23 protein-coding genes are annotated in these 26,706 nt (G+C 73.3%); 7 read left to right on the top strand and 16 right to left on the bottom strand.

The window, feature by feature from the left end; translation table 11 throughout:
- Positions 1–579: 579 nt before the first annotated feature.
- From IE257_RS12880 to IE257_RS12870, 3 genes are all read left to right on the top strand, one after another.
- Positions 580–2,064, top strand: coding sequence for an AlkA N-terminal domain-containing protein (locus IE257_RS12880; RefSeq protein ID WP_189967950.1), 1,485 nt, complete (start codon positions 580–582; stop codon positions 2,062–2,064).
- A 12-nt stretch (positions 2,065–2,076) separates the two neighbouring features.
- Positions 2,077–2,592 (top strand): methylated-DNA--[protein]-cysteine S-methyltransferase, encoded by a 516-nt coding sequence (locus IE257_RS12875; protein ID WP_229920309.1) that lies wholly within the window; start codon positions 2,077–2,079, stop codon positions 2,590–2,592.
- Positions 2,593–2,660: 68 nt separating this feature from the next.
- The gene (locus IE257_RS12870) at positions 2,661–3,047 is read left to right on the top strand and encodes an SHOCT domain-containing protein (RefSeq protein ID WP_189967949.1); all 387 of its coding nucleotides are present in this window, start codon (positions 2,661–2,663) and stop codon (positions 3,045–3,047) included.
- Between the two features lie 9 nt (positions 3,048–3,056).
- Here IE257_RS12870 and IE257_RS12865 read toward each other — a convergent pair whose 3' ends face one another.
- The 3 genes from IE257_RS12865 to IE257_RS12855 are packed head-to-tail and all read right to left on the bottom strand — an operon-like array spanning position 3,057 to position 5,764.
- On the bottom strand, positions 3,057–3,485 hold the full coding sequence (locus IE257_RS12865) for a hypothetical protein (RefSeq protein WP_189967948.1): 429 nt from the start codon (positions 3,483–3,485) through the stop codon (positions 3,057–3,059).
- 39 nt (positions 3,486–3,524) lie between these two features.
- Positions 3,525–4,025, bottom strand: coding sequence for an NUDIX domain-containing protein (locus IE257_RS12860; protein ID WP_189967947.1), 501 nt, complete (start codon positions 4,023–4,025; stop codon positions 3,525–3,527).
- Positions 4,022–5,764, bottom strand: coding sequence for a BCCT family transporter (locus IE257_RS12855; protein WP_189967945.1), 1,743 nt, complete (start codon positions 5,762–5,764; stop codon positions 4,022–4,024). The genes IE257_RS12860 and IE257_RS12855 overlap by 4 nt, the downstream gene beginning before the upstream one ends.
- A gap of 143 nt (positions 5,765–5,907) precedes the next feature.
- On the opposite strand from IE257_RS12855, the gene IE257_RS12850 reads away from it, so the two are divergent.
- Positions 5,908–7,056 (top strand): glycerate kinase, encoded by a 1,149-nt coding sequence (locus IE257_RS12850; protein ID WP_189967944.1) that lies wholly within the window; start codon positions 5,908–5,910, stop codon positions 7,054–7,056.
- 162 nt (positions 7,057–7,218) lie between these two features.
- Here the strand turns inward: IE257_RS12850 and IE257_RS12845 are convergent, their stop codons facing one another.
- Positions 7,219–7,800 (bottom strand): cysteine hydrolase family protein, encoded by a 582-nt coding sequence (locus IE257_RS12845; protein WP_189967943.1) that lies wholly within the window; start codon positions 7,798–7,800, stop codon positions 7,219–7,221.
- A gap of 105 nt (positions 7,801–7,905) precedes the next feature.
- On the opposite strand from IE257_RS12845, the gene IE257_RS12840 reads away from it, so the two are divergent.
- Positions 7,906–8,925, top strand: coding sequence for a GlxA family transcriptional regulator (locus IE257_RS12840; RefSeq protein WP_229920308.1), 1,020 nt, complete (start codon positions 7,906–7,908; stop codon positions 8,923–8,925).
- A complete protein-coding gene (locus IE257_RS12835; RefSeq protein ID WP_189967941.1) occupies positions 8,922–11,729 on the top strand; it encodes a SpoIIE family protein phosphatase in 2,808 nt (935 codons plus the stop codon). The genes IE257_RS12840 and IE257_RS12835 overlap by 4 nt, the downstream gene beginning before the upstream one ends.
- A gap of 63 nt (positions 11,730–11,792) precedes the next feature.
- Here the strand turns inward: IE257_RS12835 and IE257_RS12830 are convergent, their stop codons facing one another.
- The 3 genes from IE257_RS12830 to IE257_RS12820 form a co-directional block, all read right to left on the bottom strand.
- Entirely contained in the window at positions 11,793–13,859 is a 2,067-nt protein-coding gene (locus IE257_RS12830) for a SpoIIE family protein phosphatase (protein WP_189967940.1), read from the bottom strand.
- A gap of 142 nt (positions 13,860–14,001) precedes the next feature.
- Positions 14,002–15,252, bottom strand: a complete 1,251-nt coding sequence (locus IE257_RS12825; protein WP_189967939.1) for an amino acid aminotransferase — start codon at positions 15,250–15,252, stop codon at positions 14,002–14,004.
- Positions 15,245–16,222, bottom strand: coding sequence for a DMT family transporter (locus tag IE257_RS12820; protein ID WP_229920307.1), 978 nt, complete (start codon positions 16,220–16,222; stop codon positions 15,245–15,247). The genes IE257_RS12825 and IE257_RS12820 overlap by 8 nt, the downstream gene beginning before the upstream one ends.
- A 134-nt stretch (positions 16,223–16,356) precedes the next feature.
- Between IE257_RS12820 and IE257_RS12815 the strand changes: the two genes are divergently transcribed.
- Entirely contained in the window at positions 16,357–16,842 is a 486-nt protein-coding gene (locus tag IE257_RS12815; RefSeq protein ID WP_189967938.1) for an Lrp/AsnC family transcriptional regulator, read from the top strand.
- A gap of 16 nt (positions 16,843–16,858) precedes the next feature.
- On the opposite strand, the gene IE257_RS12810 is transcribed toward IE257_RS12815, so the two are convergent.
- From IE257_RS12810 to IE257_RS12770, 9 genes are all read right to left on the bottom strand, one after another.
- Positions 16,859–17,377 carry an O-acetyl-ADP-ribose deacetylase gene (locus IE257_RS12810; RefSeq protein WP_189967937.1) on the bottom strand — a complete coding sequence of 173 codons (519 nt, stop codon included), beginning with the start codon at positions 17,375–17,377 and terminating at the stop codon, positions 16,859–16,861.
- Entirely contained in the window at positions 17,377–18,795 is a 1,419-nt protein-coding gene (locus IE257_RS12805) for a phytoene desaturase family protein (RefSeq protein ID WP_189967936.1), read from the bottom strand. The genes IE257_RS12810 and IE257_RS12805 overlap by 1 nt, the downstream gene beginning before the upstream one ends.
- Positions 18,796–18,907: 112 nt before the next feature.
- Positions 18,908–19,732: an inositol monophosphatase family protein gene (locus IE257_RS12800; RefSeq protein WP_189967935.1), complete on the bottom strand. Its 825-nt coding sequence runs from the start codon at positions 19,730–19,732 to the stop codon at positions 18,908–18,910.
- Positions 19,733–19,884: 152 nt separating this feature from the next.
- On the bottom strand, positions 19,885–20,886 hold the full coding sequence (locus IE257_RS12795; RefSeq protein ID WP_189967934.1) for a TIGR03842 family LLM class F420-dependent oxidoreductase: 1,002 nt from the start codon (positions 20,884–20,886) through the stop codon (positions 19,885–19,887).
- A gap of 22 nt (positions 20,887–20,908) precedes the next feature.
- On the bottom strand, positions 20,909–22,309 hold the full coding sequence (gene hydA / locus IE257_RS12790; protein WP_189967933.1) for a dihydropyrimidinase: 1,401 nt from the start codon (positions 22,307–22,309) through the stop codon (positions 20,909–20,911).
- A gap of 9 nt (positions 22,310–22,318) precedes the next feature.
- Positions 22,319–23,623: an aspartate aminotransferase family protein gene (locus tag IE257_RS12785; RefSeq protein WP_189967932.1), complete on the bottom strand. Its 1,305-nt coding sequence runs from the start codon at positions 23,621–23,623 to the stop codon at positions 22,319–22,321.
- On the bottom strand, positions 23,620–24,462 hold the full coding sequence (locus tag IE257_RS12780) for a nitrilase-related carbon-nitrogen hydrolase (protein WP_189967931.1): 843 nt from the start codon (positions 24,460–24,462) through the stop codon (positions 23,620–23,622). The genes IE257_RS12785 and IE257_RS12780 overlap by 4 nt, the downstream gene beginning before the upstream one ends.
- Positions 24,463–24,732: 270 nt before the next feature.
- Positions 24,733–26,163, bottom strand: coding sequence for a hypothetical protein (locus IE257_RS12775; protein ID WP_189967930.1), 1,431 nt, complete (start codon positions 26,161–26,163; stop codon positions 24,733–24,735).
- A 99-nt stretch (positions 26,164–26,262) separates the two neighbouring features.
- Positions 26,263–26,643, bottom strand: coding sequence for a PPOX class F420-dependent oxidoreductase (locus IE257_RS12770; RefSeq protein ID WP_189967929.1), 381 nt, complete (start codon positions 26,641–26,643; stop codon positions 26,263–26,265).
- Positions 26,644–26,706 lie beyond the last annotated feature (63 nt).

The following is a 26,706-nucleotide window of genomic DNA, read 5'->3' as shown; positions in this document are numbered from 1 at the left end:
CGGGGCCGGACCGGGGGGCCGGGGTGCGGGCTGGGCTGGGGCCGGGGTGCGGGCCGGGGTCGGCGGTGGGGCGGGGAGTGTCCGGGGTAGGCATGATTTATGGCCTCGGGGCGGGGTTCCGCAGGACGCGGGGGTGAGGGCCACAAATCACGTTTTACACCCCGGACACTCCCCGCCCCACCGCCGACCCCTCCGCAGTTCCCGGCCCCCCGTACCGGCCCCCGATCGTGGTGGTGGTGGTGGGGGGGCGGGCTCGCGGTTTCCGGGCCCCGTGACGGACGCCGGATGCCGGTGGTCCAGCGCGGTGGCGGAGGGGGTGCCGGACCTCCCGAGGGCGGGGTCGGGGCCGGTGGTGGGGCGGGGGTCGTCCGGGGTGTAAAACGTGATTTGTGGCCCAGACCGCCGGACGCCTTCCTGTTCCGCCGAGGGGCCATAAATCATGCCTACCCCGGACGGCCCCCGCCCCACCGCCGGACCCGGCCCCGCCCGGCCCGACCCACCGGCCCTCCCCCGGCCACGGCTAGGCTTGATGTCGGAAAACCGCCAGCCGTCGCGGACCGCGCCCCGGATCCTGGAGCCATGCACACCGACACCGAGCGCTGCGTAAGGGCCGTGCAGTCGAAGGACGCCCGCTTCGACGGCTGGTTCTTCACCGCCGTCCTGACCACGCGAATCTACTGCCGGCCGAGCTGCCCCGCGGTGCCGCCCAAGGTCGAGAACATGACCTTCCTGCCCAGCGCCGCCGCCTGCCAGCAGGCCGGTTTCCGGGCCTGCAAGCGGTGCCGGCCCGATACGAGTCCCGGTTCGCCCGAGTGGAACGCCCGCGCCGACGCCGTCGCGCGCGCGATGCGGCTGATCCGGGACGGCGTCGTCGACCGGGAGGGCGTGCCGGGCCTGGCCGGCCGGCTCGGCTACTCCACCCGCCAGGTGGAGCGACAGCTGAACGCCGAGCTCGGGGCCGGTCCGCTCGCCCTCGCCCGGGCCCAGCGCGCCCAGACCGCCCGGCTGCTCATCGAGACCTCCGAGCTGCCGATGGGCGACGTCGCCTTCGCGGCCGGGTTCTCCTCCATCCGCACCTTCAACGACACGGTCCGCGAGGTCTTCGCCCTCGCCCCGAGCGAGCTGCGGGAGCGCGCCGTCAAGGCCGGCCGCAGCAGGAACGCACCGCCCCGGATCCCCGGGACGATCAGCCTGCGGCTGCCGTTCCGGGCACCCCTGAACCCCGACAACCTCTTCGGGCACCTGGCCGCGACCGCCGTCCCCGGGGTCGAGGAGTGGCGGGACGGGGCCTACCGCCGCACGCTGCGCCTGCCGTACGGCACCGGCGTGGTGGCCCTTACCCCGCAGCCCGACCACATCGGCTGCCGGCTCGCCCTGACCGACCTGCGCGACCTCACCATCGCCATCAGCCGCTGCCGCTGGATGCTCGACCTGGACGCCGACCCCGAGGCCGTCGACGAGCAGCTGCGCTCCGATCCGCTGCTGGCCCCGCTCGTGGACAAGGCGCCCGGGCGCCGGGTGCCCCGTACCGTCGACGCGGCGGAGTTCGCCGTGCGGGCGGTGCTGGGCCAGCAGGTCTCCACCGCGGCGGCGCGCACCCACGCGGCCCGGCTGGTCACCGCGTACGGCGAGCCCGTCGAGGACCCGCTGGGCGGGCTGACCCACCTCTTCCCCTCCTCTCAGGCGCTCGCCGGGCTCGACCCGGAGTCGCTGGCCCTGCCGCGCAGCCGGCGCGCCACCCTCACCACACTGGTCTCCGCGCTCGCCGACGGTTCGCTGCCGCTCGGCTTCGACAGCGACTGGGAGGCGGCGCGGGCGCAGCTCGCGGCGCTGCCCGGCTTCGGCCCGTGGACCACCGAGGTGATCGCGATGCGGGCGCTCGGCGACCCGGACGCGTTCCTGCCGTCCGATCTGGGGGTCCGGCGGGCGGCGCAGGGGCTCGGGCTGCCGTCCACCCCGTCGGCGCTGACCGCCCGGGCGGCCGGCTGGCGGCCCTGGCGTGCGTACGCCGTCCAGTACCTGTGGGCCACGGACGCCCACCCCATCAACCACCTGCCCGTCTGAGGAGCACCAGCGATGCGATCCACCATGAACGTGAACACCGCCAAGCGGCACGCCGTCGTCGAGAGCCCCTACGGCCCGCTGACGCTGGTCGCCACGGACGGGGTCCTCAGCGGCCTCTACATGACCGGGCAACGGCACCGGCCCGCCGACGAGTCCTTCGGGGAGCGGGTGGCCGCCGAGGAGGCGCCCTTCCCCGAGGTGGTGCGCCAGCTCGCCGCGTACTTCGCCGGGGAGCTCACCGCCTTCGACCTGCCGCTGCGCCTGGAGGGCACCGACTTCCAGCGCAGCGTCTGGGACCAGCTGGTGCGGATCCCGTACGGCGATACGTGGTCCTACGGGGAGCTCGCGGCCAGGCTGGGCAAGCCCAACGCCTCGCGCGCGGTGGGCCTGGCCAACGGGAAGAACCCGGTCGGAATCATCGTGCCCTGCCACCGGGTGATCGGCGCGTCGGGCGGGATGACGGGCTACGGCGGCGGGGTGGACCGCAAGGTGCGGCTGCTCGCGTTCGAGGCCGGGGACCGGGACTGATCGCTCCGCGTGCGGACCTCATGAAGCGGTTGTATCAATGAGATACCGCTACATGATCGGAGTCCGGCATGGACGACTACCCGCTTCTCAACATCTTCTGGACGATGCTGTACCTGTTCCTGTGGATCATGTGGTTCTTCCTGCTCTTCAAGGTCATCACGGACATCTTCCGTGACCACACCCTCAGCGGCTGGGGAAAGGCGGGATGGCTGATCTTCGTGCTCCTGGTGCCCTTCCTGGGCGTGTTCGTCTACCTCATCGCCAGGGGTCGGAGCATGGGCGAGCGGGACCTCCAGCAGGTCCAGCAGAACGAAGCCGCCTTCAAGGAGTACGTCCAGAAGACGGCCGGCTCCGGCGGCAGCGCGGACGAACTGCACAAGCTCTCCGCGCTCAAGGACAAGGGCGACATCACGCAGGAGGAGTTCGACCGCGCCAAGGCCAAGCTGCTGGCCTGAGCCGGCCGGTCAGACGACGAGGAGCGGGACGAGCAGGGCGAAGGCGGCGCCCGCCTCCACGGCGTAGCCGTACAGCGAGGGGTGCTGGACCGGGGCGGCGAGCAGGACCACGCTCTGCTGGGTGGCGGCGGCCGCCACCCAGTCCTCGTCCGCGCCGAGGTTGCCCTGGTACCAGCCCTCGCAGGATCCGGGTCCGGTGACGGCGAGGAGGTCGTCCTCCCGGCGGTAGAAGGCCTGCCAGCCGGCGGCCGGCGCGGACCAGCCCTCGAAGTCGGTGAATCGGGCCCAGCCGCCCTCGCGTATCGCGGTGTCGAACATCCAGACCGGGGTTCCCTCCGGAGTGACTTCACCACCGGCCTGCTGGTCGGTGGTGAAGTGCACCATGGGAAGGGCGTCGGGCCCGTCGGCAGTGCTGGGCCAGGCGTACATCGTGATCATCAGCTGATTCTGTCCTGGTCGAAGTAAGCCCGGTGTTATTTACGGGGCGACCGGGCGGCGGCCGTTCTCCAGTTCCGCGGTGCCCTCGCCCGACTGCACGACCCGGTACGCCTCCTGGGTGCGCAGGCCGAGCGATCCGATCAGGTAGGCGGTGAGTTCGCCGGGGTCGACCATCCGCCAGGAGAGCAACTCCTCCTCCTGGAGCCTGATCGAGGCGAGCTGGGCCTCGTCGAGCACACCGCCGTCGTAGACGTACGCGACCAGCGGCGGGCGGTCGATGCCCAGCACCCAGTCGACGGCGAGCAGCCGGCCGAGGGGGAGGTCGAGCCCGATCTCCTCGGCGCTCTCGCGGCGAGCCGCGGTGCGCGGCGACTCGCCCTGGTCCGATTCGATGGTGCCGCCCGGCAGGGCCCATCCCTCGCGGTAGTTGGGCTCGACGAGCAGGACCCTGCCTTCGGCGTCGCGGTAGAGGGCGGCCGCGCCGGCCAGCACCCGGGGCAGGCTCGCGATGTACGTGGCGTAGTCATCCGTGGTGGTCACGCGGCCACCCTACCGAGGCGGCCCGCAGTGCCGCCGGGCCCGTCCTCGTGGTCCCGTCCCCCGGACTCCGCGGCGCGGCGCGGCCTCATGTGGCGGGCCGTCCCCTGTTCGGTGATGGCGTCGCCGACCATGGCCCGGACCGCGTCCCGCATGCCGTGCAGGGCGTGGTGGCGGACGGGCCCGGCGCCGGGGTCGGTGCGGAGTTCCTTCACCAGGGCCCAGCACAGCAGCATCATGACGATGACGAAGGGCAGCGCGACCAGGATGGTGGCGGTCTGCAGGGACTTCAGGCCGCCGGCGACGAGCAGGACGGCGGCGACGGCCGCCATCAGCACGCCCCAGGTGACGACGAGCCAGGTGGGCGGGTTGAGGGAGCCGCGGCTGGTGAGCGAACCCATCACCAGGGAGGCCGAGTCGGCGCTGGTGACGAAGTAGGTCATGACCAGGACCATCGCGACCCACGAGGTGACCGCGGAGAGCGGCAGGGCGTCCAGCATCGCGAAGAGCGAGGCCTCCGTGCCGTCCTTGATCTTGGCTGCGAAGTCGACGGCGCCGGTGGAGTCGAGGCGGATGGCGGTACCGCCCATCACGCAGAACCAGATGACGGTGGCTCCGCTGGGGACGAGCAGCACGCCGATGAGGAACTCGCGGATGGTGCGGCCGCGCGAGATGCGGGCGATGAAGGTGCCGACGAAGGGGGCCCAGGAGAGCCACCACGCCCAGTAGAAGATCGTCCACGCGCCGAGCCACTTGGAGTCGGTGAAGGCGCCGGTGCGGGTGGCCATGGGCACCAGCTCGCTGAGGTACCCGCCGATGCTGGAGGGGATCACGTCGAGGATGTAGACGGTGGGGCCGAGCACGAAGACGAAGAGCATCAGGGTGGCGGCGAGCACGAGGTTGATCGTGCTGAGCCACTTCACTCCCTTGTGCAGGCCTGAGAAGGCGGAGAGGACGAAGGCCGCCGACAGCGAGCCGATGATGATCAGCTCGACGGTGATGGAGTCCTCGATGCCGGTGGTGAGGTTCAGCCCCTTGGAGACCTGGAGCGCGCCGAGGCCGAGGCTGGTGGCGGTGCCGAAGACGGTGGCGAACACGGCCAGCAGGTCGATGGCCTTGCCGGGCCGGCCGCCCGCCCGTTCCTCGCCGATCAGGGGGACGAAGGCGGAGCTGAGGCGGTTGCCGCGGCCCTTGCGGAAGGTGGCGTAGGCCAGGGCGAGTCCGGCGATGCCGTAGATCGCCCAGGGGGTGAGGGTCCAGTGGAAGAAGGAGTACTCCATGGCCGCGAGGGCGGCGGCGCCGGTGGCGGGGGCCGCTCCGGACGCCGGGGGCGGCGCGAGGTAGTGCGTGAGCGGCTCCCCCACCCCGTAGAACATGAGGCCGATGCCCATGCCGGCGCTGAACATCATCGCGATCCACGCGAGGTTGGTGAACTCGGGCTCGGAGTCGTCGGCGCCGAGGCGGATCCGGCCGAACCGGCTGATGGCGAGTACGACGCACATGACGAGGAAGACGTCGGCGGCGATGACGAACAGCCAGGCGAAGTTGCCCAGCACCCAGGAGAGCGCGGTGCCCGACGCGGTGTCGAAGGAGTCCTTGCCCAGGGCCGCCCAGGCGACGACGGCCAGCACGGCGATCACGCCCACGGTGACGACAGCGTGGTCGGGTGCCCCGTCCGGCCGGCCCTCGGATCCCCCTCCGGGACTGTCCGGAGGGGGCTGCTCCAGTGATTCCGCGCTCATGCGGCCACACTATGCAGGCGTATATCCCTATTTAGGGGCATGGCGCGCCGGGTGTGGCCCAGGCCACTCATGGGCATAGGAGGATCCTCCGGATAAGCTCATGGCGGCGCGACTGCACTGTTCGATAGCAAGGGAATAGCAAGGTGACGGACGGAGCAGTAACTGAGGCCGCGCGCGTGCTCATCGCCGCGGACAAATTCAAGGGTTCGCTCACGGCCGTTCAGGTCGCGGAGCGGGTCACGGCCGGCCTGCGCAAGGCCGTACCGGACGTGGAGATCGAGACCCTCCCCGTCGCGGACGGCGGCGATGGAACGGTCGCGGCAGCCGTGGCAGCCGGCTTCGAACGCCGGGAAGTACGGGTCACCGGACCCCTCGGCGACCAGGTCACGGCCGCCTTCGCGCTGCGCGAGGGCACCGCGGTGGTCGAGATGGCGGAGGCCTCCGGGCTGCAGCTGCTGCCGGCGGGCACCTTCGCCGCGCTGACGGCGACCACGTACGGCTCGGGCGAGCTCCTCAAGGCCGCGCTGGACGCGGGCGCCCGCTCGATCGTCTTCGGCGTGGGCGGCAGCGCCACCACCGACGGCGGCGCCGGCATGCTCGCCGCGCTCGGCGCGGTGTTCCTGGATGCGAACGGCGAACCGGTCGGTCCGGGCGGTGGCGCGCTGGCCCGGCTGGCCTCGGCCGACCTGTCGGGGATCGACCCGCGCTTCGCCGAGGTGGACTTCGTCCTCGCGAGCGACGTGGACAACCCGCTGACCGGCCCGAAGGGCTGCGCCGCGGTCTACGGCCCGCAGAAGGGGGCCTCGCCCGAGGACGTGGCGACGCTCGACGCGGCGCTGGCGCACTTCGCAGTGGTGCTGGAGAAGTCGATCGGCGCGAAGGCCGCCGAGTGCGCGGTGCTGCCGGGCGCCGGGGGCGCGGGCGGCATCGGCTACGGGGCCCTGCTGCTCGGCGCCACCTTCCGTCCCGGCATCGAGCTGATGCTGGAGGTGCTGGGATTCGCCCCCGCGCTGGAGCGCGCCACGCTGGTCATCACCGGTGAGGGCTCGCTGGACGAGCAGACCCTGCACGGCAAGGCTCCGGCGGGTGTCGCGGCCGCGGCGCGCGCGGCGGGCAAGCCCGTGGTGGCGGTGTGCGGGCGGCTGCTGCTGACCCAGGAGGCCCTGGAGGGGGCGGGCATCCGCAAGGCGTACCCGCTCACGGACCTGGAGCCCGACCCGGCCAAGTCCATCCCGAACGCGGGTCCCCTGCTGGAGCAGGTCGCCGCCAACATCGCCGCCGACGTCCTCTGAGCTGTTGTCCGGCCTCTGAGGGCCCGGACCCCCTCACCGGGGTTCCGGGACCTCAGCCGTTCCGGCTCCGCCGGATCCGGCCTCGGCGGCGTTCGAGGCGTGGGGTCCGGGGCGGGCACGGCAAGGCTGGATGGTGCGGCCTGCGGGACTCGAGCGGCGGGGCTACGCCGCCAGGAGGTCGGCCGTGGTGACCACGCGGGCGAATCCGCCGCCCTGGAGGTTCACCGCCGTGGCGGTGGCGAGCTCGTCCGCCGTCAGGGAGAGCCCGGCCGGTCCGGCGAGGTCGAAGGTGTGGGTGGCGTCGAGCGGTACCAGCACGTCGTAGCCCAGGTTCCCCGCCATCCGGGCGGTGGTCTCGACGCACATGTTGGTCTGGATTCCGACCAGCACCAGCTGACCGATGCCCCGCTCCGTCAGCCAGTCGGCCAGGTCCGGGGTTCCGTAGAAGGCGGAGTTCACGGTCTTGGTGATCACCAGGGCCCCGTCGCGCCGCTTCTCGACCAGGTCCTTGAATGCGTGGCCCGGGTGGTCCGCGGCGAGGACGGAACCGGGCTGCACGGAGGCGTGCCGGACCAGGACCACCGGGCGGCCGGCCGCCTGCCATGCGTCCATCAGGGCCGCGATGTTGTCCTCCGCCGCCGGGTTGTTGCGGGGCCCCCAGAAGGACTCCTCGTCGAAGCCCTGCTGCACGTCGATGACCAGGAGGGCACTGTCGGGGGCGATCTCGATCGCGGTCGTTGTCATGGCTCCATGCTGTACGCCGGGCGGTGCGCCCGACAGCGGCGGCGGCGCCCCGTACCGATGGGATCCTGCCAGGCTGGCAGTCCGGCTCCCTGGCACACTGGCCGGATGCGCCGCGTCGCCATCGTCGTCCAGCCCGGTATCCGCAGCTTCGACCTCGCCGTCATCACCGAGGTCTGGGGCCCGGACCGCAGCCGCGCCGGGGTGCCGGGCTTCGAGCTGCGTCGCTGCGCCGCGGAGCCCGGTCCGATCCCGCTGCCCGGCGGGCTGACGCTGGAACCCGACCGGGGTCTCGACTGGCTGGCCACGGCGGACCTGGTCGTCGTACCGGCGCTGGCCGAGCCGGCCGACCCGACGCCCGAGCCGGTCCTCGCCGCGCTGCGCGAGGCGCACGCCCGGGGCGTGCCGGTCGCCGCCCTGTGCGCCGGGGCGTTCGTCCTGGCCGAGGCCGGCCTGCTGGAGGGCCGCCGGGCGGTCACCCACTGGTGGCTGGCCCCGCAGCTCGCCGCCCGCTACCCGGGGATCGTGGTCGAGGAGGCCCCGCTCTACGTCGAGGACGGCGGGCTGTGGACCTCCGCCGGGGTGGCCTCCGGGATCGACCTGTGCCTGCACCTGGTCCGGGAGGCGCACGGCGCCGAGGCCGCCGCCTCCGTCGCCCGCTCCATGGTGACGGGCCCCTTCCGCACCGGCGACCACGCCCAGTACCTGGACCGGCCCGTCCCGGCCGCGGACCGCACCGCCGAGGCGCTGGCCACCGTACGGGCGCGCGCCCTGCGCTCGCTGCACGAGCCGCTGTCCGTGGCCACGCTCGCGGGCTGGGCCGGGATGTCCCCGCGCTCCTTCGCCCGGCACTTCGCCGCCGCCACCGGCACCACCCCGCACCGGTGGCTGCTGCGCCACCGGCTGGACGCGGCCCGCAAGCTGCTGGAGCGCACCGACCATCCGGTGCCGGAAGTGGCCCGCCGGGCCGGTTTCGTCAGCGAGGTCACCTTCCGCCAGCACTTCACCGCGCACGTCGGGCTGGGCCCGCGGGCGTACCGTGCGGCCTCCTCCGTACCGGCAGCCCCACCTGCGGCGGCACCCACAGCCGCACCAAACACCCCGGACAGTGTTAGAAAGGGCTCATGACCGGACGTTTTGGTCGCAAGCCGACCGGGTGGGGTTCGCGCGTGTTCGCGCGCCTGTCCCGGGGGGCCCACAGCGTCGCCGGTCAGGTCTTCGCCCTCCAGGGGCTGATCGTGCTCCTGCTGATCGCCGCAGCCGTGGTGGCGCTGCTGTTCCAGGCCCGGTACGACAGCGAGCGCGACGCCCGCCACCGCTCGCTCGCGGCGGCCGAGGCCTTCGCGCACGCCCCCGGTATCTCCTCGGCGCTCATCTCCACCGACCCGACCGCCCTGCTCCAGCCGCTGGCCGAGGCCGCCCGCCGGGGCTCGGGCGTCGACTTCATCGCCGTCATGAACACCGACGGGGTCCGCTACACCGACTCGCGGCCCGAGCTGATCGGCCGCCGGGCCACCGGTGACCTCAGCCGCGCCGTCGCCGGGCACGCCTTCACCGAGACCTTCAGGGGCGAGCCGAGCGATGCCGTCCGGGCCGTCGTCCCGGTGTGGGGCCCCGACGGCGCCGTCGTCGGCCTGGTCGGCACCGGCATAGAGGTCGAGAACGTCTCCGAGGTGGTCGAGGGCCAGCTCCCGCTGCTGCTCGGCGCGGCGGCGGGCGCCCTGCTGCTCGGTACCGGCGGCGCCGCCCTGGTCAGCCGCCGGCTGCGGCGCCAGACCCGCGGGCTGGGCGCCGCCGAGATGAGCCGGATCAACGAGCACCACGAGGCCGTCCTGCACGCGGTGCGCGAGGGCGTCGTCATCATCAGCGCGGACCAGCAGCTCGTGCTGGCCAACGACGAGGCCCGCCGGCTCCTCGGCCTGCCGGACGAGGCCGACGGCCGGCACGTCGGCGACCTCGGCCTCGATCCGCGCACCGTCGAACTGCTCGCCTCGGGCGAGATCGTGACGGACCACGTGCACCTGGCGGGCGACCGGCTGCTCGCCGTCAACGTACGGCCCACCGCCCAGTACAAGGGCATGTCCACCGGCAGCGTGGTGACCCTGCGGGATTCCACCGAGCTCGCCGCGCTCTCCGGGCGGGCCGAGGTGGCCCGCGGCCGGCTCCAGCTGCTCTACGACGCCGGCGTGCGGATCGGTACGACCCTCGACGTGGTGCGGACGGCCGAGGAGCTGTCGGAGGTCGCCGTCCCGCGGTTCGCGGACTTCGTCACGGTGGAGCTGCTGGAGCCGGTGCTGAACGGTGAGGAGCCCTCGGTAGCCGGTGGCGTCTACACCGAGATGCGCCGGGCGGCCATCACCGGCGTCCGCGCCGACTCCCCGCTCCAGCCGGTCGGCGACATCATCCGCTTCGTCGTGCCGACGGCCCCGATGGCGGCGGCCCTGGACGCCGGGCACGCGGTGCTCGCGGCCGATCTGAACGCGGCCATGGGCTGGCGGGCCCAGGACTCCCAGGGCACCCGGGTGGCCCTCGACTACGGGCTGCACTCGCTGATCTCCGTACCGCTCCAGGCCCGGGGCGTGGTTCTGGGCATGGCCAACTTCTGGCGGGCCGACACCCCCGAGGCCTTCGACGAGGAGGACCGTTCCTTCGCGGCCGAACTGGGTGCGCGCGCGGCCGTATCCATCGACAACGCCCGCCGCTTCACCCGCGAGCACGCGATGGCCGTGACGCTCCAGCGCAGCCTCCTGCCCCGCGTGCTGCCCGCCCAGAACGCCGTGGACGTGGCCTTCCGCTATCTGCCCGCGAAGGCGGGTGTGGGCGGGGACTGGTTCGACGTGATCCCGCTGCCGGGCGGCCGGGTGGCGCTGGTGGTCGGCGATGTCGTGGGGCACGGGGTGCACGCCGCGGCCACCATGGGCCGGCTGCGCACCGCGGTGCACAACTTCTCCACCCTGGACCTGCCGCCCGACGAGCTGCTGGGGCACCTCGACGAGCTGATCAACCGGATCGACCAGAACGAGACGGGCGTCGGAATCGCGGGCTCCGGCGGGGAGGCGGCGGACGCGGACGCCCCCGACGGGGTGCCCGAGTCGGCCGGGGTCACCGGTGCCACCTGCCTCTACGCGGTCTACGACCCGGTCTCCGGACGCTGCCTGATGGCCAGCGCCGGTCACCCCGGGCCCGCGCTGATCCGCCCCGGCGCGGACGTCGAGTTCCCCGAGCTGCCGGCCGGGCTGCCGCTGGGCGTCGGCGGCATGCCCTTCGAGGCGGCCGAGTTCCTGCTCCCCGAGGGGAGCCGGCTGGCGCTGTTCACGGACGGCCTGGTGGAGGACCGCTACCGCGACTTCGACGCCGGGTTGCACCTGCTGGGCGAGACGCTGGCCCGGCCCGGCCGCAGCCCCGACCAGGCCTGTGCGGACGTGCTCACCGCCCTGCTGTTCCCGGTGCCGAGCGACGACATCGCCCTGCTGGTCGCCGACACCCGGCGGCTGGAGGCCGACCGGATCGCCGAGTGGGAGGTGCCCGGCGAGCCCGCGGCCGTCTCGCGGGTACGCAACGCGGGCGCGGCCCAGCTCGCCGCGTGGGGGCTGGAGGAGATCTCCTTCACCACCGAGCTGATCCTCAGCGAGCTGATCACCAATGCCATCCGGTACGGGAGCGCGCCCGTGCGGGTGCGCCTGCTGCGCGACCGCAGCCTCATCTGCGAGGTTTCCGACGGCAGCAGCACCTCGCCGCACCTGAGGTACGCGGCCACCACCGACGAGGGAGGGCGCGGGCTGTTCCTCGTCGCCCAGTACGCCGACCGGTGGGGCACCCGTTACACCGAGCGCGGCAAGGTCATCTGGGCCGAGCTGCCGCTGACCGGGGGGCCGGAGCCGCAGGCGGCGGACCCGCTCGACCTGGACGCGCTGGAGGACCTCGCCTGGTGAACCGCCGGGACCCCCGGGGCCGCCGGGCCCCCCGGGGCCGGGCGCGGGAGCCGTGTCCGGGGGTCACGTCCGGCGGGTACGGGCCAGCAGCACCGCGACGTCGTCCTGCTGGGCGGACGGGAGCAGCAGCCGCAGGATCCCCTCGCACAGTTCCTCCAGGGGCTGGTCCACCTGGCGCAGGGCTCCAGCCAGCTGCTCCATGCCCTCGTCGAGGTCCCGGTCCCGGGCCTCGATGAGGCCGTCGGTGTAGAGCACGAGCAGGCTCCCCGGGGGAAGCTGCACCTCCTCGGTGCGGAAGTCCTGCCCGCCCGCGCCGAGCGGGGTCCCGGGCGGGCCGTCGAGGAAGGTGATGCTCCCGCCGGGGGTGACCACGGCGGGCGGCGGATGGCCGGCGCGGGCGATCACGCAGACGCCGGACGCCGAGTCGTGGACGGCGTACACGCAGGTGGCCATCTCGTCCTCGCCCAGGTCGGCCACGACGGCGTCGAGGGAACGGAGCAGCTGCGCCGGCGGTACGTCGTGGCGCGCGAGGGTCCGTACGGCCGTGCGCAGCTGCCCCATGACGGCCGCCGCGTGGATCCCGTGGCCCATGACGTCCCCGATGACCAGCCCGGTCCGGCCGCCGGGCAGCGGGATGGCGTCGAACCAGTCCCCGCCGACGTCGTGGTCGCTGGCGGGCAGGTAGCGCCCGGTGAGTTCGAGGCCCGGGACCTGGGGCAGTGCGCTGTTGGTGAGGCTGCGCTGGAGGGTCAGGGCGGCCTGGCGCTGGAGGGTGTACATCCGGGCGTTGTCGATGTTGAGGGCCGCGCGGGCGACCAGCTCGTCGACGAGGACGTAGTCCTGTTCGTCGAAGGGCTCCCGCTCCCGCGTGCGCGTCACGGCGACCGCGCCGAGCACCGTGCCGCGGGCGACCAGGGGGACCAGCCGGGCCGAGCCGAGGGTGGCGAGGTAGGTGCGCAGGGCCTCGGCGCGGGGGGAGGTGATCAGTGCGGGGATGTCGTCGAGGTAGAGGTTCATGGGGCGGCCTTCGGCGATGACCTGCTCGTAGGTGGTGCCCATGGGGATCTGGAAGGTCTGGCCGGGAGCGAGTTTCGCGGTGGGGGCGTTCGGGTCGGGGAAGCGGGCCGCCAGGCGGCGCAGGACACCGCGGGTGGAGGCCGTGGGGACCGGGCCCTCGTCGGGGCCCAGGACCGCTTCGAGCAGTTGTACGTCGGCCGAGTCCGCGAGCTGCGGTACCAGGACGTCCACGATCTCCTGGGCGGTCTGGTAGAGGTCCAGGGTGGTGCCGATGCGGGTGCCCGCCTCCGCGAGCAGCGCGAACCGGTGCCGGGCCCGTTCGGCGTCTGCCTGGGCCCGCTGGCCGTCGGTGATGTCGATGAGCGAGGCGATCACGCCGAGGGCCCGGCCGGAGCCGTCCAGCAGCGGGGCGTACGAGCAGGACCAGGTGTGGTCGTTGTCCGGGTCGGCGGGGGTCCGGCCGGTGCGGCGGACGTCGACGACGGCGGTGCCCCGTTCGAGGACCTGCTGCATCGTCGCTTCCAGGGCGACGGCGTTCACCCCGGGAACGACCTCGGTGAGCCGTTTGCCGAGGTGCTCGGCGGCGGAGACGCCGTTCATCCGGGCCAGGGCGTCGTTGACCCGGAGGAAGCGCAGGTCGGTGCCGAGGGTGGCGAGTCCTATGGGCGACTGGGTGAAGAGGCTCTGGAGGGCGGCGAGCGAGTCCCGCATGTGGAGTACCTCGGAGGTCTCCACGGCGATGAGCATGGCCCCCATCCGGCCCTGCCGGTCCACGGCTGGGACGATCCACATCTCCATCGGCACCCGGTGGCCGTCGCGGTGGCGCACGGGGAGGGTGCCGACGACGGTCTCGCCGGACTGGACGCGCCGGGTCAGCTGGTCGGCGAGCTCGTGGTTGGCCTCGGGGACCAGCACGGCGCTGCCGGGCAGCCCGATGATGTCCTCGGGGCGGTGTCCGAGCAGGTCCTGGGCGGCCAGCGACCACTCCACGATGCGTCCGTCGGCGTCCTCCCGCCACAGCGCGATCGGGAGCAGCTCGCGGAGCACGCCCGCGTACCCGACTGCCGCGGCCGGCTGATCCGGCACCTCGCTCGTCGACTGGTAAGTGTCCAACGCACCGACCTCACCCCGGGGGGCCTGATTCCTACCGAATCACCCTATCCGAGCCGTGGGCGCGGGGCTCTGCGTCCGGGGGTGTGGGCCCGCCGCGCGACGGCGGCGGGCGCCGCGAGCCCGCCCTGATCGGGAGGACCCCCTACGGCAGTACGGCGGCGGGTCCGGTCTGCTGGCGCGGGAGCATACGGAGCCGGTCGGCCGTGTCGGGGCCGTCGAGGACGCCGGCGATGCCCCGGGCGAGGTCGGGGATCCGGTGGGCCGGGATGCCCGCGATGTTGATCCGCCCCGAGGTCGTCCCGTAGACGGCGTACTGCCGGCGCAGCCGGAGCATCTGCTGCGAGGACAGCGGCAGCATCGAGAACATGCCCTTCTGCCGGGCGAGCGTGCGCGCCTGTTCCGCGCAGCCGAGCGCGCTCAGGTGGGCGATCAGATCGGCCCGGTTGTCCATGATCCGGCCCCGCATGACCTCCAGCTCCGCCCGCCAGGCGGCGCGCAGCCCCTCGTCCTGCAGGATCGCGGTCACGACGGCGGCGCCGTGCTCGGGCGGCATCGAGTAGAGCGTCCGGGCGGCGTTCTGCAGGGTCGTCTCGGCGTGCCGGACGGTCCGGCCCGAGGCGCCGATCACGATGGCGCAGCCGACACGGTCGCTGTAGAGGCCGAAGTTCTTGGAGCAGCTGACCGCGATCAGCATCTCGGGGACGCGGGCCGCGAGCATCCGGGTGGCCAGCAGGTCGGCCTCCAGGCCGTCGCCGAGGCCGTGGTAGGCCAGGTCGACGAAGGGCACCCAGCCGCCGCTGACGGCCGAATCGGCGAGCGCCTCCCAGTCGTCCAGCAGCGGGTCCACGCCCGTGGGGTTGTGGCAGCAGCCCTGGAGCAGGACGACGTCGTCCCGCTGGGCGTCCTGCAGTTCGCCGAGCACGCCGGAGGTGTCGAAGCCGCCCTCGGCGTCGCGCCAGCCGTACGTGCGCACGCGCAGCCCGGCGGCCTCCAGGATGGGCCGGTGGTTGACGTAGGCCGGGTCGCTGATCCACACCGTGGTGCCGGGGCGGGTCCGGCAGATCAGGTCGGCCAGCAGCCGCAGCGCGCCGGAGCCCGCGACGGTCTGGACGGCCGCGGCCCGGTCGGCGGGCCCGCTCGGGCCCAGGACCAGCTCCAGCAGGGAGCGGTTGAAGGCGGCGTTGCCGGAGAGCCCGCGGTACTCCTTGGAGTCGGAGCGCTCCGCCAGCCGGATCTCGGCCTCGCGCACGGCGGTCATGACGGGCGTGGTGCCCGTCTGGTCCCGGTAGACGCCGAGGACGAGGTTGAGTCGTTCGGGCCGCTCGTCGCCGCCGAACTCGTAGGTCAGGTCCCACAGCGGGTCGGTGGGCGGCGGGGGAAGGAGCTCAAGCATCTGCGGGAACCTTGGGTCGTGGGCGGCGGTTGGCGAGGACGACGCCGGCGGTGATGAGGGGGACGCCGACGAGCACGGCGAGGGTCGGTGTCTCGCCGAGCAGCGGGACGGCGAGCAGGACGACGGCGACGGGGCTGAGGCTGCCGACGACGGCGCTGCGCTCGGCGCCGAGCCGGCGGATGGCGAAGGCGTACAGCAGGCCCGCGCACAGTCCGACGCCCAGCCCCTGCACGACGAGGAACAGTGCGATGTCGCTGCCCGCGGCGTGTGCGATGCCGGTCGGGAGCACCCCGGTCAGGGCGAGGGCGCCGATCACGGCGAAGGAGGGCAGGCACAGCAGGCCGATCGAGCCGACGGGGTCGAGGTCCACCTCGCGCAGTCCCACCGTGTAGAGGGCCCACAGGCCGCTGGCCACCAGGAGCGTGCCGGCGCCCGCGAGTACGTCGGTGTCGACCGGAACCACGTAGCGCCAGACGAGGGCGATCACGCCGGCCGCGATCAGCGCGAGCCCGGCCGCCTGGGTGCCGCGGGGCGTCCCGTGGCCGCGGCGGATCATGATCGCGGAGACGAACAGCGGGACCATGCCGGGCACGATGGAGCCGACGAAGGCGGCGGAGGTGAGGGCGCCGCCGTGCATCGCGGCCAGGAAGAAGGGCACCCCCGCACCGCAGATGATCTTCACTGCGGGTCCGGGCCGTACCGCGGCGATGGCGCGGCGGCGCCGCCACAGGGCGGGGAACAGGACGACGAGGGGGACGCCGAAGCGCAGCAGGGCCGCGTCGGCGGGGAGCAGGGAGGAGCCGCTGAGGGCGCGGGCGCTGAGCGCGAAGGCCGCCCAGATGGACACGGTCACCAGCAGCGCCAGCATGCCTTCGGCCTGTGGGGAGAGCCCGCGCCGGCCGGGGTGTCCGGCCCGCGGGCCCGCCGCATCGGGAGGCAGGGTCGCCCGGGTGGTGTTCGTCGCGACCAAGGAATTGCTCCAGCCTCTGGGACACGGACCGATCCGGTCCGTGCAGGGCAACGCTAGGGCTTCGGCCGGGGCAGCCGATTGCCAGTTCTGCCTCTCGGACATACGTTTGGGGCAGAATCTGCCAAGGAGTGGCCGTGGACGCAGTCGATCTGCAGATCATCAGGGAATTGCAGGCCGACGGGCGCCTGTCCAACCAGGACCTGGCGGACCGCGTCCGACTGTCCCCCTCCCCCTGTCTGCGCCGCGTGCGACGGCTGGAGGAGGCGGGTCTGATCCGCGGCTACACGGCCATGGTCGACCAGGTCGCCTTCGGGCTCCCGGTCACCGTCTTCGTGCGGATCCGGCTGGAGCGCCACACGGCGGAGGCGGTGCGGCAGTTCGAGGAGCACGTCGCGGTCATCGAGCACATCCAGGACTGCTATCTGATGGCGGGCAGCAGCGACTACCTGCTGCGGGTCGTCATCGAGGACCTCGAGGCCTACGAATCCCTGGTGCGCCACCGGATCCACGCCATCCCCGCGATCGCCTCGATCGAATCGAGCTTCGCCTTCGGCAGCGTCAAGCAGTCCCGGACCTACCCGCGGCCCGCACCGGGGGCGTCACGGCGATCGCCGCGCTGACTGAGCCGCGGACGCCTCAGCGGGAGCCGGCCACCGCCGCCTCGAAGGCTTCGAAGGCGGCCGCGTCGAAGAGCACGAACCGTACCTCCTGCACGTCGGTACGGGCGCCGCGCACCGTCTCCACCGCGATGCGCGCGCCGTCGTCCATCGGCCAGCCGTAGATACCGGTGGAGATGGCCGGGAAGGCGACCGTACGGGCCCCCAGCTCGTCGGCGACCCGCAGCGATTCGCGGTAGCAGGAGGCCAGCAGCTCGGAGCGGTCCTCCTCGCGGGACCAGACCGGGCCCACCGTGTGGATGACGTGGTCGGCGGGGAGCCGGCCGGCCGTGGTGGCGACGGCCCGGCCCGTCGCCAGGCCCTTGCCGTAGTGCGAGCGGCGCAGGTCCTCGCAGGCCGCGAGGATCTCCGGGCCACCGCGCCGGTGGATGGCCCCGTCGACCCCGCCGCCGCCGAGCAGCGAGGAGTTGGCGGCGTTGACGATCGCGTCGGCCTTCTCGGCGGTGATGTCGCCGCGGACCAGGACGATGCGGGCCATCAGGAGTCCTTTCGCAAGTGGCGCCAGACCGCCTTGGCGGCGTTGTGCCCGGACATGCCGTGCACGCCCGGGCCCGGCGGCGTCGCCGAGGAGCACAGGAAGACCGCCGGGTGGGCCGTCGTGTACGGGGTGAGGGACAGTTTGGGGCGCAGCAGGAGCTGCAGTCCCGAGGCGGCCCCGCAGGCGATGTCCCCGCCCACGTAGTTCGGGTTGCGGGCGGCGAGCTGGGGCGGACCGGCTGTGGCGCGGGCGAGGACCAGGTCGCGGAAGCCGGGGGCGAAGCGCTCCAGTTGGGTTTCGACGGCCTCGGTGAGATCGCCGTCCCAGCCGGCGGGGACGTGCCCGTACGCCCAGAAGACGTGCTTGCCCTCGGGCGCCCGGCCTGGGTCCACCAGGCTGGGCTGCGCCGTGATGAGGAAGGGAGCGCGCGGGGCCCGGCCGCCCGAGGCGAGCTGCAGGGCGGCGTCGATGTCCCGGGCGCGCGGGCCGATCTGCACGGTGCCGGCGCGGCGCGGCTCCTCGGCCGTCCACGGGACCGGGCCGTCCAGTGCGTAGTCGAGCTTGAACACGGAGGCGCCGTACCGGTAGCCGTCGTACGCACGGCCCAGGCGGGCGATCCGGGCCAGCGCGGTCGGCGAGGTGTCGAAGACGTAGGTGCGGGCCGGCGGGAGGTCGTCGAGCCGCTTGACCTCGAAGCCGGTGTGGATGGTCCCGCCGAGGTCGCGCAGGTACCCGGCGAGGGCGTCGGAGACGGACTGCGAGCCGCCGCGGGGCATGGGCCAGCCGTTCGCGTGCGCGGCCAGTGCGAAGACGAGGCCGACGGCGCTGGTGGCGATCCCGTCGAGCGGTGCAATGACGTGGGCGACCAGGCCCGCGAAGAGCGCCCGGGCCCGTTCGTCGCGGAAGCGGCTCAGGAGCCAGGTGGAGGGCGGCAGCCCGGCCAGCCCGAAGCGGGCGAGCGTGAGCGGATCCCGGGGCAGTGCGGTGCTCGGCAGTGACATGAAGTCCCGGGCCAGGGTGTCCCATTTGCCGAGGAACGGTCCGATCAGGCGCCGGTAGGCACCCGCGTCGCGCGGGCCGAGGGACGCCGCCGTCTCCGCGACCGAGCGGGACAGGACGGCGGCCGTGCCGTCGTCGAAGGGGTGCGCCATGGGCAGCGGGGCGTGCAGCCACTCCAGCCCGTACCGCTTCAGGGGCATCGTGGCGAAGACCGGCGAGCCGACTCCGAGCGGGTGCACCGCCGAGCAGGGGTCGTGCCGGAAGCCCGGGAGGGTGAGCTCCTCGGTCCGGGCGCCGCCGCCGACCGTGTCGGCGGCTTCGAACACGGCCACCGAGAAGCCGCGCCGGGCCAGTTCGACAGCGGCCGTGAGCCCGTTGGGCCCCGCCCCCACCACGACCACATCGAGAATCGACGGCACTTGCGACTCCTTCGTTTCCGGCGGCGCCTGCACCCCCAGGATATTGCGCCGTACGCGGCCGGCCGGACACCCCTCGCATCCGTCCGGGCCCGCCCGGACCGGCCCGGACCGCTCAGGCGCCCTTGAGCAGCTCGCGGATACGGACGGCGGTGGCCTCGTCGCGGCCGACGGCGAACGGCAGCGCGTTGTCCCGGTCCACCCGGAAGGGGACCCCGTCGACCGTGCTCTGCGCGCCGCCGGCCTCCGCGACCAGCAGCAGCCCGGCCGCGTGGTCCCAGGCCGAGGGCCAGGTGAAGGCCAGGCCGTCCATCTCGCCGCGGGCCACCTTCAGGTACTCCAGGCCCGCCGAACCGCACGGCCGGGCCGCGACCCCGGGCACGTCCAGCCGGGCCAGCGTGCGCTTGTTCTCGTCACTGGTGTACAGCGGGTGGGCGATGGCGACCCGCAGTGCGGCGCCCGGCTCCGGCGAACCGCTGCGGATCCGCTCGCCGTTGACGTACGCACCCTGCCCGCGCACTGCGGTCGCCAGCTCCTCCAGTGCCGGGGCGAAGGTCCAGGAGGCGAGGATCTCCCCGCGCTGTGCCAGGGCGACCAGGGTGCAGAAGGCGGGGTCCCCGTTCACGAACTGGCGGGTGCCGTCGACGGGGTCCACGATCCACACCGGGGCGTCGGCGCGCAGCGCCGCGTAGACCGCCGGGTCGGCGTGCACGGCCTCCTCGCCGACCACGGCGGAGCCGGGCAGCAGCCGGGTCAGCGCGGCCGTCAGGTGTTCCTCGGCCTTGCGGTCGGCCACGGTCACCAGGTCGTGGGGGCCGCTCTTCTCGTCGACCTCGTGCTCGGCGAGCTGTCTGAATCTCGGCATGATCTCGATCGCCGCCGCCTTGCGGACGGCTTCTTCCACATCGGGCAGGCCATGGGCCAGGAACTCATCGATCATGCCTCCAGCAAAGCACGCCCGACCGACAAACCCCACCGCCAATCCCGGACGGGAGGCCGGACACCGGGTGTCCGCGGGGTGAACCGCCCCGGGAGGCCGCGGACGGGGACCGCCGGCCGGGGCGGCAGCGGCCCCGGCGGCGGTCCGCGGTGTCAGTCGCGCAGCACCGGGATGATGTGCTGGCCGTACGCGTCGATCGTGGCCTCCCGGGCGTCGTGCATGTCGTAGACGGCGAACTGGTCCACGCCCAGGTCGCGCAGGGTCCGCAGCTTCTCGATGTGCGCCTCCACCGGGCCCAGCAGGCAGAAACGGTCGACGATCTCGTCGGGGACGAAGTCGGTGGACGGGTTCCCGGCCCGCCCGTGGTGGCTGTAGTCGTAGCCCTGGCGGGCCTTGATGTACTCGGTGAGTTCGTCGGGGACCATCGAGGAGTGCTCGCCGTACCGGGTGACCAGGTCGGCGACGTGGTTGCCGACCATCCCGCCGAACCAGCGGCACTGGTCGCGGGCGTGCGCGAGGTCCTCGCTCACGTACGCGGGCGCCGCCACGCAGATGGCGATCTCCGCCGGGTCGCGGCCGGCCGCCGCGGCGGCCTCGCGGACCGACTTGACCATCCACTCGGTGAGGTAGGGGTCGGCGAGCTGGAGGATGAACCCGTCGGCCTTCTCCCCCGCCAGGGCCAGCGCCTTGGGGCCGTACGCCGCCATCCACACGGGGAGCTTCCCGTCGCGGATCCACGGCAGGCGGACCGGGTTGCCGTCCACCAGGGCCTCGCGGCCCTCGGCCAGGTCCCGGATGACGTCGATGGCCTCGCCGAGCCGGGCCAGGGTGTTGGGCTTGCGCCCGGCGACCCGCATCGCCGAGTCGCCGCGCCCGATCCCGCAGACGGTGCGGTTGCCGTACATGTCGTTGAGGGTCGCGAAGGTGGAGGCGGTCACCTCCCAGGTGCGGGTGCCGGGGTTGGTGACCATGGGGCCGATGTGCAGCTTGCGGGTGTGTTCCAGGATCTGGCTGTAGATGACGAACGGCTCCTGCCACAGCACGGCGGAGTCGAAGGTCCAGCCGTAGCGGAAGCCGTTGCGCTCGGCGCGCTTCATGAGGCTGATGACCTGGGCGGCGGGTGGGTCGGTCTGCAGGACGAGGCCGAAGTCCATACGGGCTGCTCCTTGACGCTCTTTACAGGTACTGGCAGGTGGAGCGGGGGACGAAGGCGCCGTGGCCGGCCCGGCCGGTGAATTCGCGCTGGTCGATGACGAGTTCACCGCGCGAGAGCACGGTGTCGACGCGTCCGGTGATCCGCTTGCCCTCGTACGCCGAGTAGTCCACGTTCATGTGGTGCGTCTCGGCGGAGATGACCTGCTCGGCGTGCGGATCGTAGAGGACGATGTCGGCGTCGGAGCCCGGCGCGATGGTGCCCTTCTGCGGGTAGAGGCCGAACATCCGGGCCGGGCTCGCGCAGGCGATCTCGATCCAGCGTCGGCGGCTGATGTGCCCGTCCAGGACGGCCTGGTGGAGGAGGTCCATGCGGTTCTCCACCCCCGGCAGCCCGTTGGGGATCTTGGAGAAGTCCCCGCGGCCCAGCTCCTTCTGGCCCCGGAAGCAGAACGGGCAGTGGTCGGTGGAGACCACTTGGAGGTCGTTCGTCCGCAGGCCCCGCCACAGCGCCGCCTGGTGCTCGCGGGGGCGCAGTGGTGTGGAGCAGACGTACTTGGCGCCCTGGAAGTCGGGCTCCTCCAGGTTGTCGGTGGACAGGAACAGGTACTGCGGACAGGTCTCGCCGAAGACCGGCAGGCCCTTGTCGCGGGCGGCGGCCAGCTCGGCGACCGCTTCCTCCGCCGATACGTGGACCACGTAGAGCGGGGCGCCCGCGACCCGCGCCAGCTGGATGGCCCGGTGGGTGGCTTCGGCCTCCAGCAGTACCTTGCGGACCTCGCCGTGGTGGCGGGGGTCGGTCTCCCCGCGGGCGAGGGCCTGTTCGACGAGGACGTCGATCGCGATGCCGTTCTCGGCGTGCATCATGATCAGCCCGCCGTTGGCGGCACCGCGCTGCATGGCGCGCAGGATCTGCCCGTCGTCGCTGTAGAAGACCCCGGGATAGGCCATGAACAGCTTGAAGGAGGTGACCCCCTCGCCGACGAGGTGGTCCATCTCCTTGAGCGTTCTCTCGTTGACGTCCGAGAGGATCATGTGGAAGGCGTAGTCGACGGCGCAGTTGCCGTCGGCCTTGGCGTACCAGGTGTCGAGCCCCTCGCGCAGGGAGTGGCCCACGCTCTGCACGGCGAAGTCGACGATGGTGGTGGTTCCGCCCCAGGCGGCGGCCCGGGTGCCGGTCTCGAAGGTGTCGGAGGCGGCGGTGCCGCCGAAGGGAAGTTCCATGTGGGTGTGCGCGTCGACCCCGCCCGGGATGACGTACTTCCCGGTGGCGTCGATCGTGCGGTCGGCCGTCCAGGCCTCGGCGGCCGCCGAGGCGTGCGCGGCCAGCGCCGCCACGCGGCCGTCCTCGATCAGGACGTCCGCGTGCACTTCGTCGGCGGCGGTGATGACGAGGCCGCCGCGGATCAGGGTGCGGATGCTCATGTGATCCCCCTACTGGATACCGCTCAGCTGGTGAAGCGCCTGTTCGAGGATCTCGGCGCCCTCTTCCGCCTCGGCGACGGTGAGGGAGAGCGGCGGCGCGATGCGCAGCACGCTGGTGTTGTACCCACCTCCCTTGCCGAGCAGCAGACCGCCTTCGCGGGCCGCCTCCAGGACGGCGGCCGCCGCGTCCGGGTCGGCCTCGTCGGTGCCCGGCCTGGTCAGTTCCAGTCCGGCCATCAGTCCCCGGCCGCGGACCTCCCGTACGGCGGGCACGGTGGCGGCGATCCCGCGCAGCCGCTCCAGGAGCAGGCCGCCGACGCGCCGGGCGTTGCCCTGGAGGTCGTGCTCCAGCAGGTACGCGAGGTTGGCGACGCCGGCCGCCATCGTGATCGGGGAGCCGCCGAAGGTGGAGATGGAGTTGGAGTCCAGGCAGTTCATCACCTCGGCGCGGGCCACGACCCCGCCGATGGACATGCCGTTGCCGATGCCCTTGGCGAAGGTGAGGATGTCCGGCGGGCCGTTCTGGGCGTGCGCCTGCCAGCCCCAGAAGGTGTCGCCCGTGCGGCCCCAGCCGGTCTGCACCTCGTCGCTGATCCACAGGATGCCGTGGCGGTCGAGCACCTCGCGGAAGGCTCCGTAGAGGCCGTCGGGCGGGGAGGTGAAGCCGCCGACGCCCTGGATGGGTTCGGCGATGAGGGCGGCCACTCCCCCGCGGGCCTGACCCAGTACGTCCTCCAGGTCCGCGACGGCGGCGGCGGTGAAGGCGGTGTCGTCCAGGTGGGCGAGCGGGCCACGGGTGCGGACGGCGCCCTGGACGTAGTACGTCTGCAGCGGCGAGAGGCTGGTCGGGGACCAGACGCGGTTGCCGGTGATCGAGACGGTGGAGAAGGACCGGCCGTGGTAGCTGTTGCGCATCGCCAGGATCTGGTTGGACCGGCGGTACGTCGTCGCGAGCAGCAGGGCGGTGTCGTTGGCCTCGGTGCCGGAGGTGGTGAAGAAGACCCGGGCGTCGGGGATGCCGGAGAGCGCGGCGACCCGCTCGGCCAGCTCGATCATCGGCCGGTTGAGGTAGAGGGTGGAGGAGTGGATGATCCGCCCGGCCTGCTCGGACACGGCCTTGGTGACCTCGGGCAGGGCGTGGGCGGTCATCGTGGTGAGGATGCCGCCGAAGAAGTCGAGGTAGCGGTTGCCGTCCGCGTCCCAGACGTGGCGGCCCTCGCCGTGGGTGAGCTCGATGGGGTGCTTGTAGTACAGCGCGAGCCAGTCGGGCAGGACGGTGCGGTGGCGGCTGTGGAGCGGGGTCGGGTTGGTCACGGCTGTACGAGTCCTCCGTAGGCGTCGGGTCGGCGGTCGCGGTAGAAGGCCCACTGGTCGCGGACCTCCTTGATCAGGTCGAAGTCGAGGTCGCGGACGACGAGTTCCTCGTCCTTGTCGCTGGCGACCTCCCCGACGAACTGACCGCGCGGGTCGACGAAGTAGCTGGTGCCGTAGAAGTCGTTGTCGCCGTACTCCTCCTGGCCGACCCGGTTGATGGCGGCGATGAAGTACTCGTTGGCGACGGCGGAGGCGGGCTGCTCCAGCTGCCACAGGTATGCGGACAGGCCTCGGGAGGTGGCGGACGGGTTGTAGACCAGCTGGGCTCCGGCCAGCCCCAGTTGGCGCCACCCCTCGGGGAAGTGACGGTCGTAGCAGATGTAGACGCCGATCCGGCCGACGGCGGTGTCGAAGACGGGCCAGCCGAGGTTGCCCGGACGGAAGTAGTACTTCTCCCAGAAGCCTTTGACCTGCGGGATGTGGTGCTTGCGGTACTTGCCCAGGTAACTGCCGTCGGCGTCGATGACGGCGGCGGTGTTGTAGTAGAAGCCCTCGCTCTCCAGCTCGAAGACCGGTACGACGATCACCATGCCGGTCTCGCGGGCGAGGTCCTGCATCCGGCGGACGGTCGGTCCGTCGGGGACGGCCTCGGCCCAGCGGTAGTGCTCGGGCTCCTGGACCTGGCAGAAATAGGGGGAGTTGAAGACTTCCTGGAAGCCGATGATCTGCGCGCCTTCGGCGGCCGCCCGGCGGGCGTACTCCTCGTGCTTGGTGATCATCGATTCGGTGTCTCCGGTCCAGGTGGCCTGGACCAGCGCGGCGCGGACGACTTGGGCCATGAGCTGCTCCTCGCGACGGGAACGCCGGGTTCTACGCACGTAGACGGTGTGCGTAGGGAGTCGAACGTAGGCCTCGTCACAGCCTGGGGCAAGAGCGCCGTGCGCGGTTGGAGTAGTCGATCACGTTACGTCGCCACGCGATCGAATGCGGTCATCGGGCGGGCGGGTTAGACCGTCTCGTTCGGATCTCGGCGGCCGGGCCCGCGGCATCCGGGCCCGTGCCCGGCACGATCCGGGAGAGCCGGCCCGGCACCCCTCTACGCACTCGCGCTACGCACTCGCGATGCCCGCCACCCGCAGGGCGTGCACCAGATCGCGATGGCGGGTTCCGGGCAGCGCCCGGGCCACTTGGAGCAGCCGCGGGGCGAACCACTGCGGGTCCCGCCGGGCCAGCCCCGCCGCCTCCTCGGCGGTGCGCACCCGGACGAAGGCGCCGAGCAGGGCGTCGGCCTCGCGGATCCGGCCGGCCCCGCCGAGGGCGAGGGCCGCGTCCGCGACCTCGGCCACGGGGCGGGCGACGCCCTGGCGCAGCAGGGCGTCGCAGTCGGCCTCCCGGCCCGCGGCCCCGAGGGATGCGGCGGCCGCCGCGAGTTGCTCGGGCGGGAGCGAGGCCGCCTCCCACAGCAGGGTGGCCCAGTCGGCCGCGAGACCGGCCCGGGTCAGCTCGGCGGCGAGCCCCGGCAGCTGGTCGGCGGGCCGGGCCGCCGCCTCGCACAGCAGGGCGTGCGCCTCGCCGCTGCGGCCCTGCGCGCGCAGCGCGAGGAGGGCCACGGCGACGGCTCCGGGATCGCCCGATGAGGCCGGCGCGGGCCGGTCAACGGGGTCCTGCGCGGCCGGGTGCTGCGCGGGTCGGCGCGCGGCGTCCTGCGCGGCCGGGCCGCCGCCGTGGGCCCGGGGTTCGGGGTCCGGGCTGCCGAAGCGGGCCCCGCGCGGTGCGGGGAGCGCGGCGCCGGGACCGGTGCCCGGCGTGCCGTCCCCGCCCGGGTGGCCCGGCGGCGGGGTGAAGGCCGGGGCCGCGGGGGCCGCCGATCCCGCGTACCGGGCGCCTCCGGCGCGCCGCGCGCCGCGCAGCCACCGCCCCTCGGCGCGGCGGACCGGCACCTCGACCCGCGCGGACGCCTCGGCGTCGACCGCCGCGGTCTCCTGCCCCGCGGCGGGGGGTCCGGCGGGCGGTTCGGTCCGCGCCACCCGCTGCCGGGGCACCCCGGGCACCCACTGCACCCCTTCCGGCCGGGGCCACTGCCCGTCGGGGCCGGCCCGCAGGGCGCGCAGCCGGGCCGCCAGATCCTCGTGGCGCGCGGCGGCGCGGGCCACGTCGTCCTGGGCCCAGGCGAGTTCCCGGGTGAGGGCCTCCGTCTCCGCCCGGTCGGCGGTCCCGGCGAGCCGTACCGTCAGGCTCCGCAGGGCCGTCTGCGACTCGGCCCGCTGTTCGACCGCCGCCGCGAGCAGGGTCCGCAGCTCCTCCTCGCCGCCGGGCAGCCGGTCCCAGGCGGCGACGGCCACGGCCCGCAGCTGGGCCGCGTACACGGTCTCCCGCGCCGCGAACTCCGCGCCCCGCGCCCCGGCCAGGTCGCGCAGGAGCGATTCCACCAGGTCCCACGGGGGCATAGCCGCCCCGTCGAGACAGGCCCGCACGCCGTCCGGGTCCCGGCGCAGGAACTCCCCGTACCAGCCTGCCCCGGGGTCCAGCCTCTGCGTCAATCCCCGCAAGTATCCGGGGAGTTGACTGATCGCCAGTGAAGTCGCGGTCTCCATGGGCGCATTGGATCCCACCCGTGTTACGGGCGGGCTACGGGAGTCTCAAAGCTTGACGGCGATCGCGGTGTGGGGACGCTTGCCCCGGCGCGCCAGGGTGGCGGGAACGTCCACCAACCAGTACTGCCACGTGTACTTGCGCGACATCAGCTTCCGCACCCGCCGCAGCCCCGCCTCGTCGAGCAGCCGGGCCTCGCCCTCGTGCACCGGCGCCCCTTCCCGGACGCGCCCGCGCACGTCGCACGCGGTGACGGTGACCCGCCCGTTGTTGCGGATCCGCTTGACCTTCCACGTGTCGGTGCGCGTCCACACGTACAGCTCGCCCCCGTCGGCCACGGCCCACACCGGGGTCGCCACGGGCGTGCCGTCCTTGCGGAAGGTGGTGAGACTGACGTACCGCGCTCTGCCGAGCTCCTCGAGATCCATACCGGCACCCTAGGTGCGTCCCGTGGGCCGTGTCAGGCCGGTGGGCCTCCGCCTCCCGGACGA

It is taken from the genome of Streptomyces avidinii, from assembly GCF_014650695.1.
Classification (GTDB): domain Bacteria; phylum Actinomycetota; class Actinomycetes; order Streptomycetales; family Streptomycetaceae; genus Streptomyces; species Streptomyces avidinii.
The sequence above is the reverse complement of the archived record's forward strand: the minus strand, read 5'-3'. Positions and strand labels throughout refer to the sequence as shown.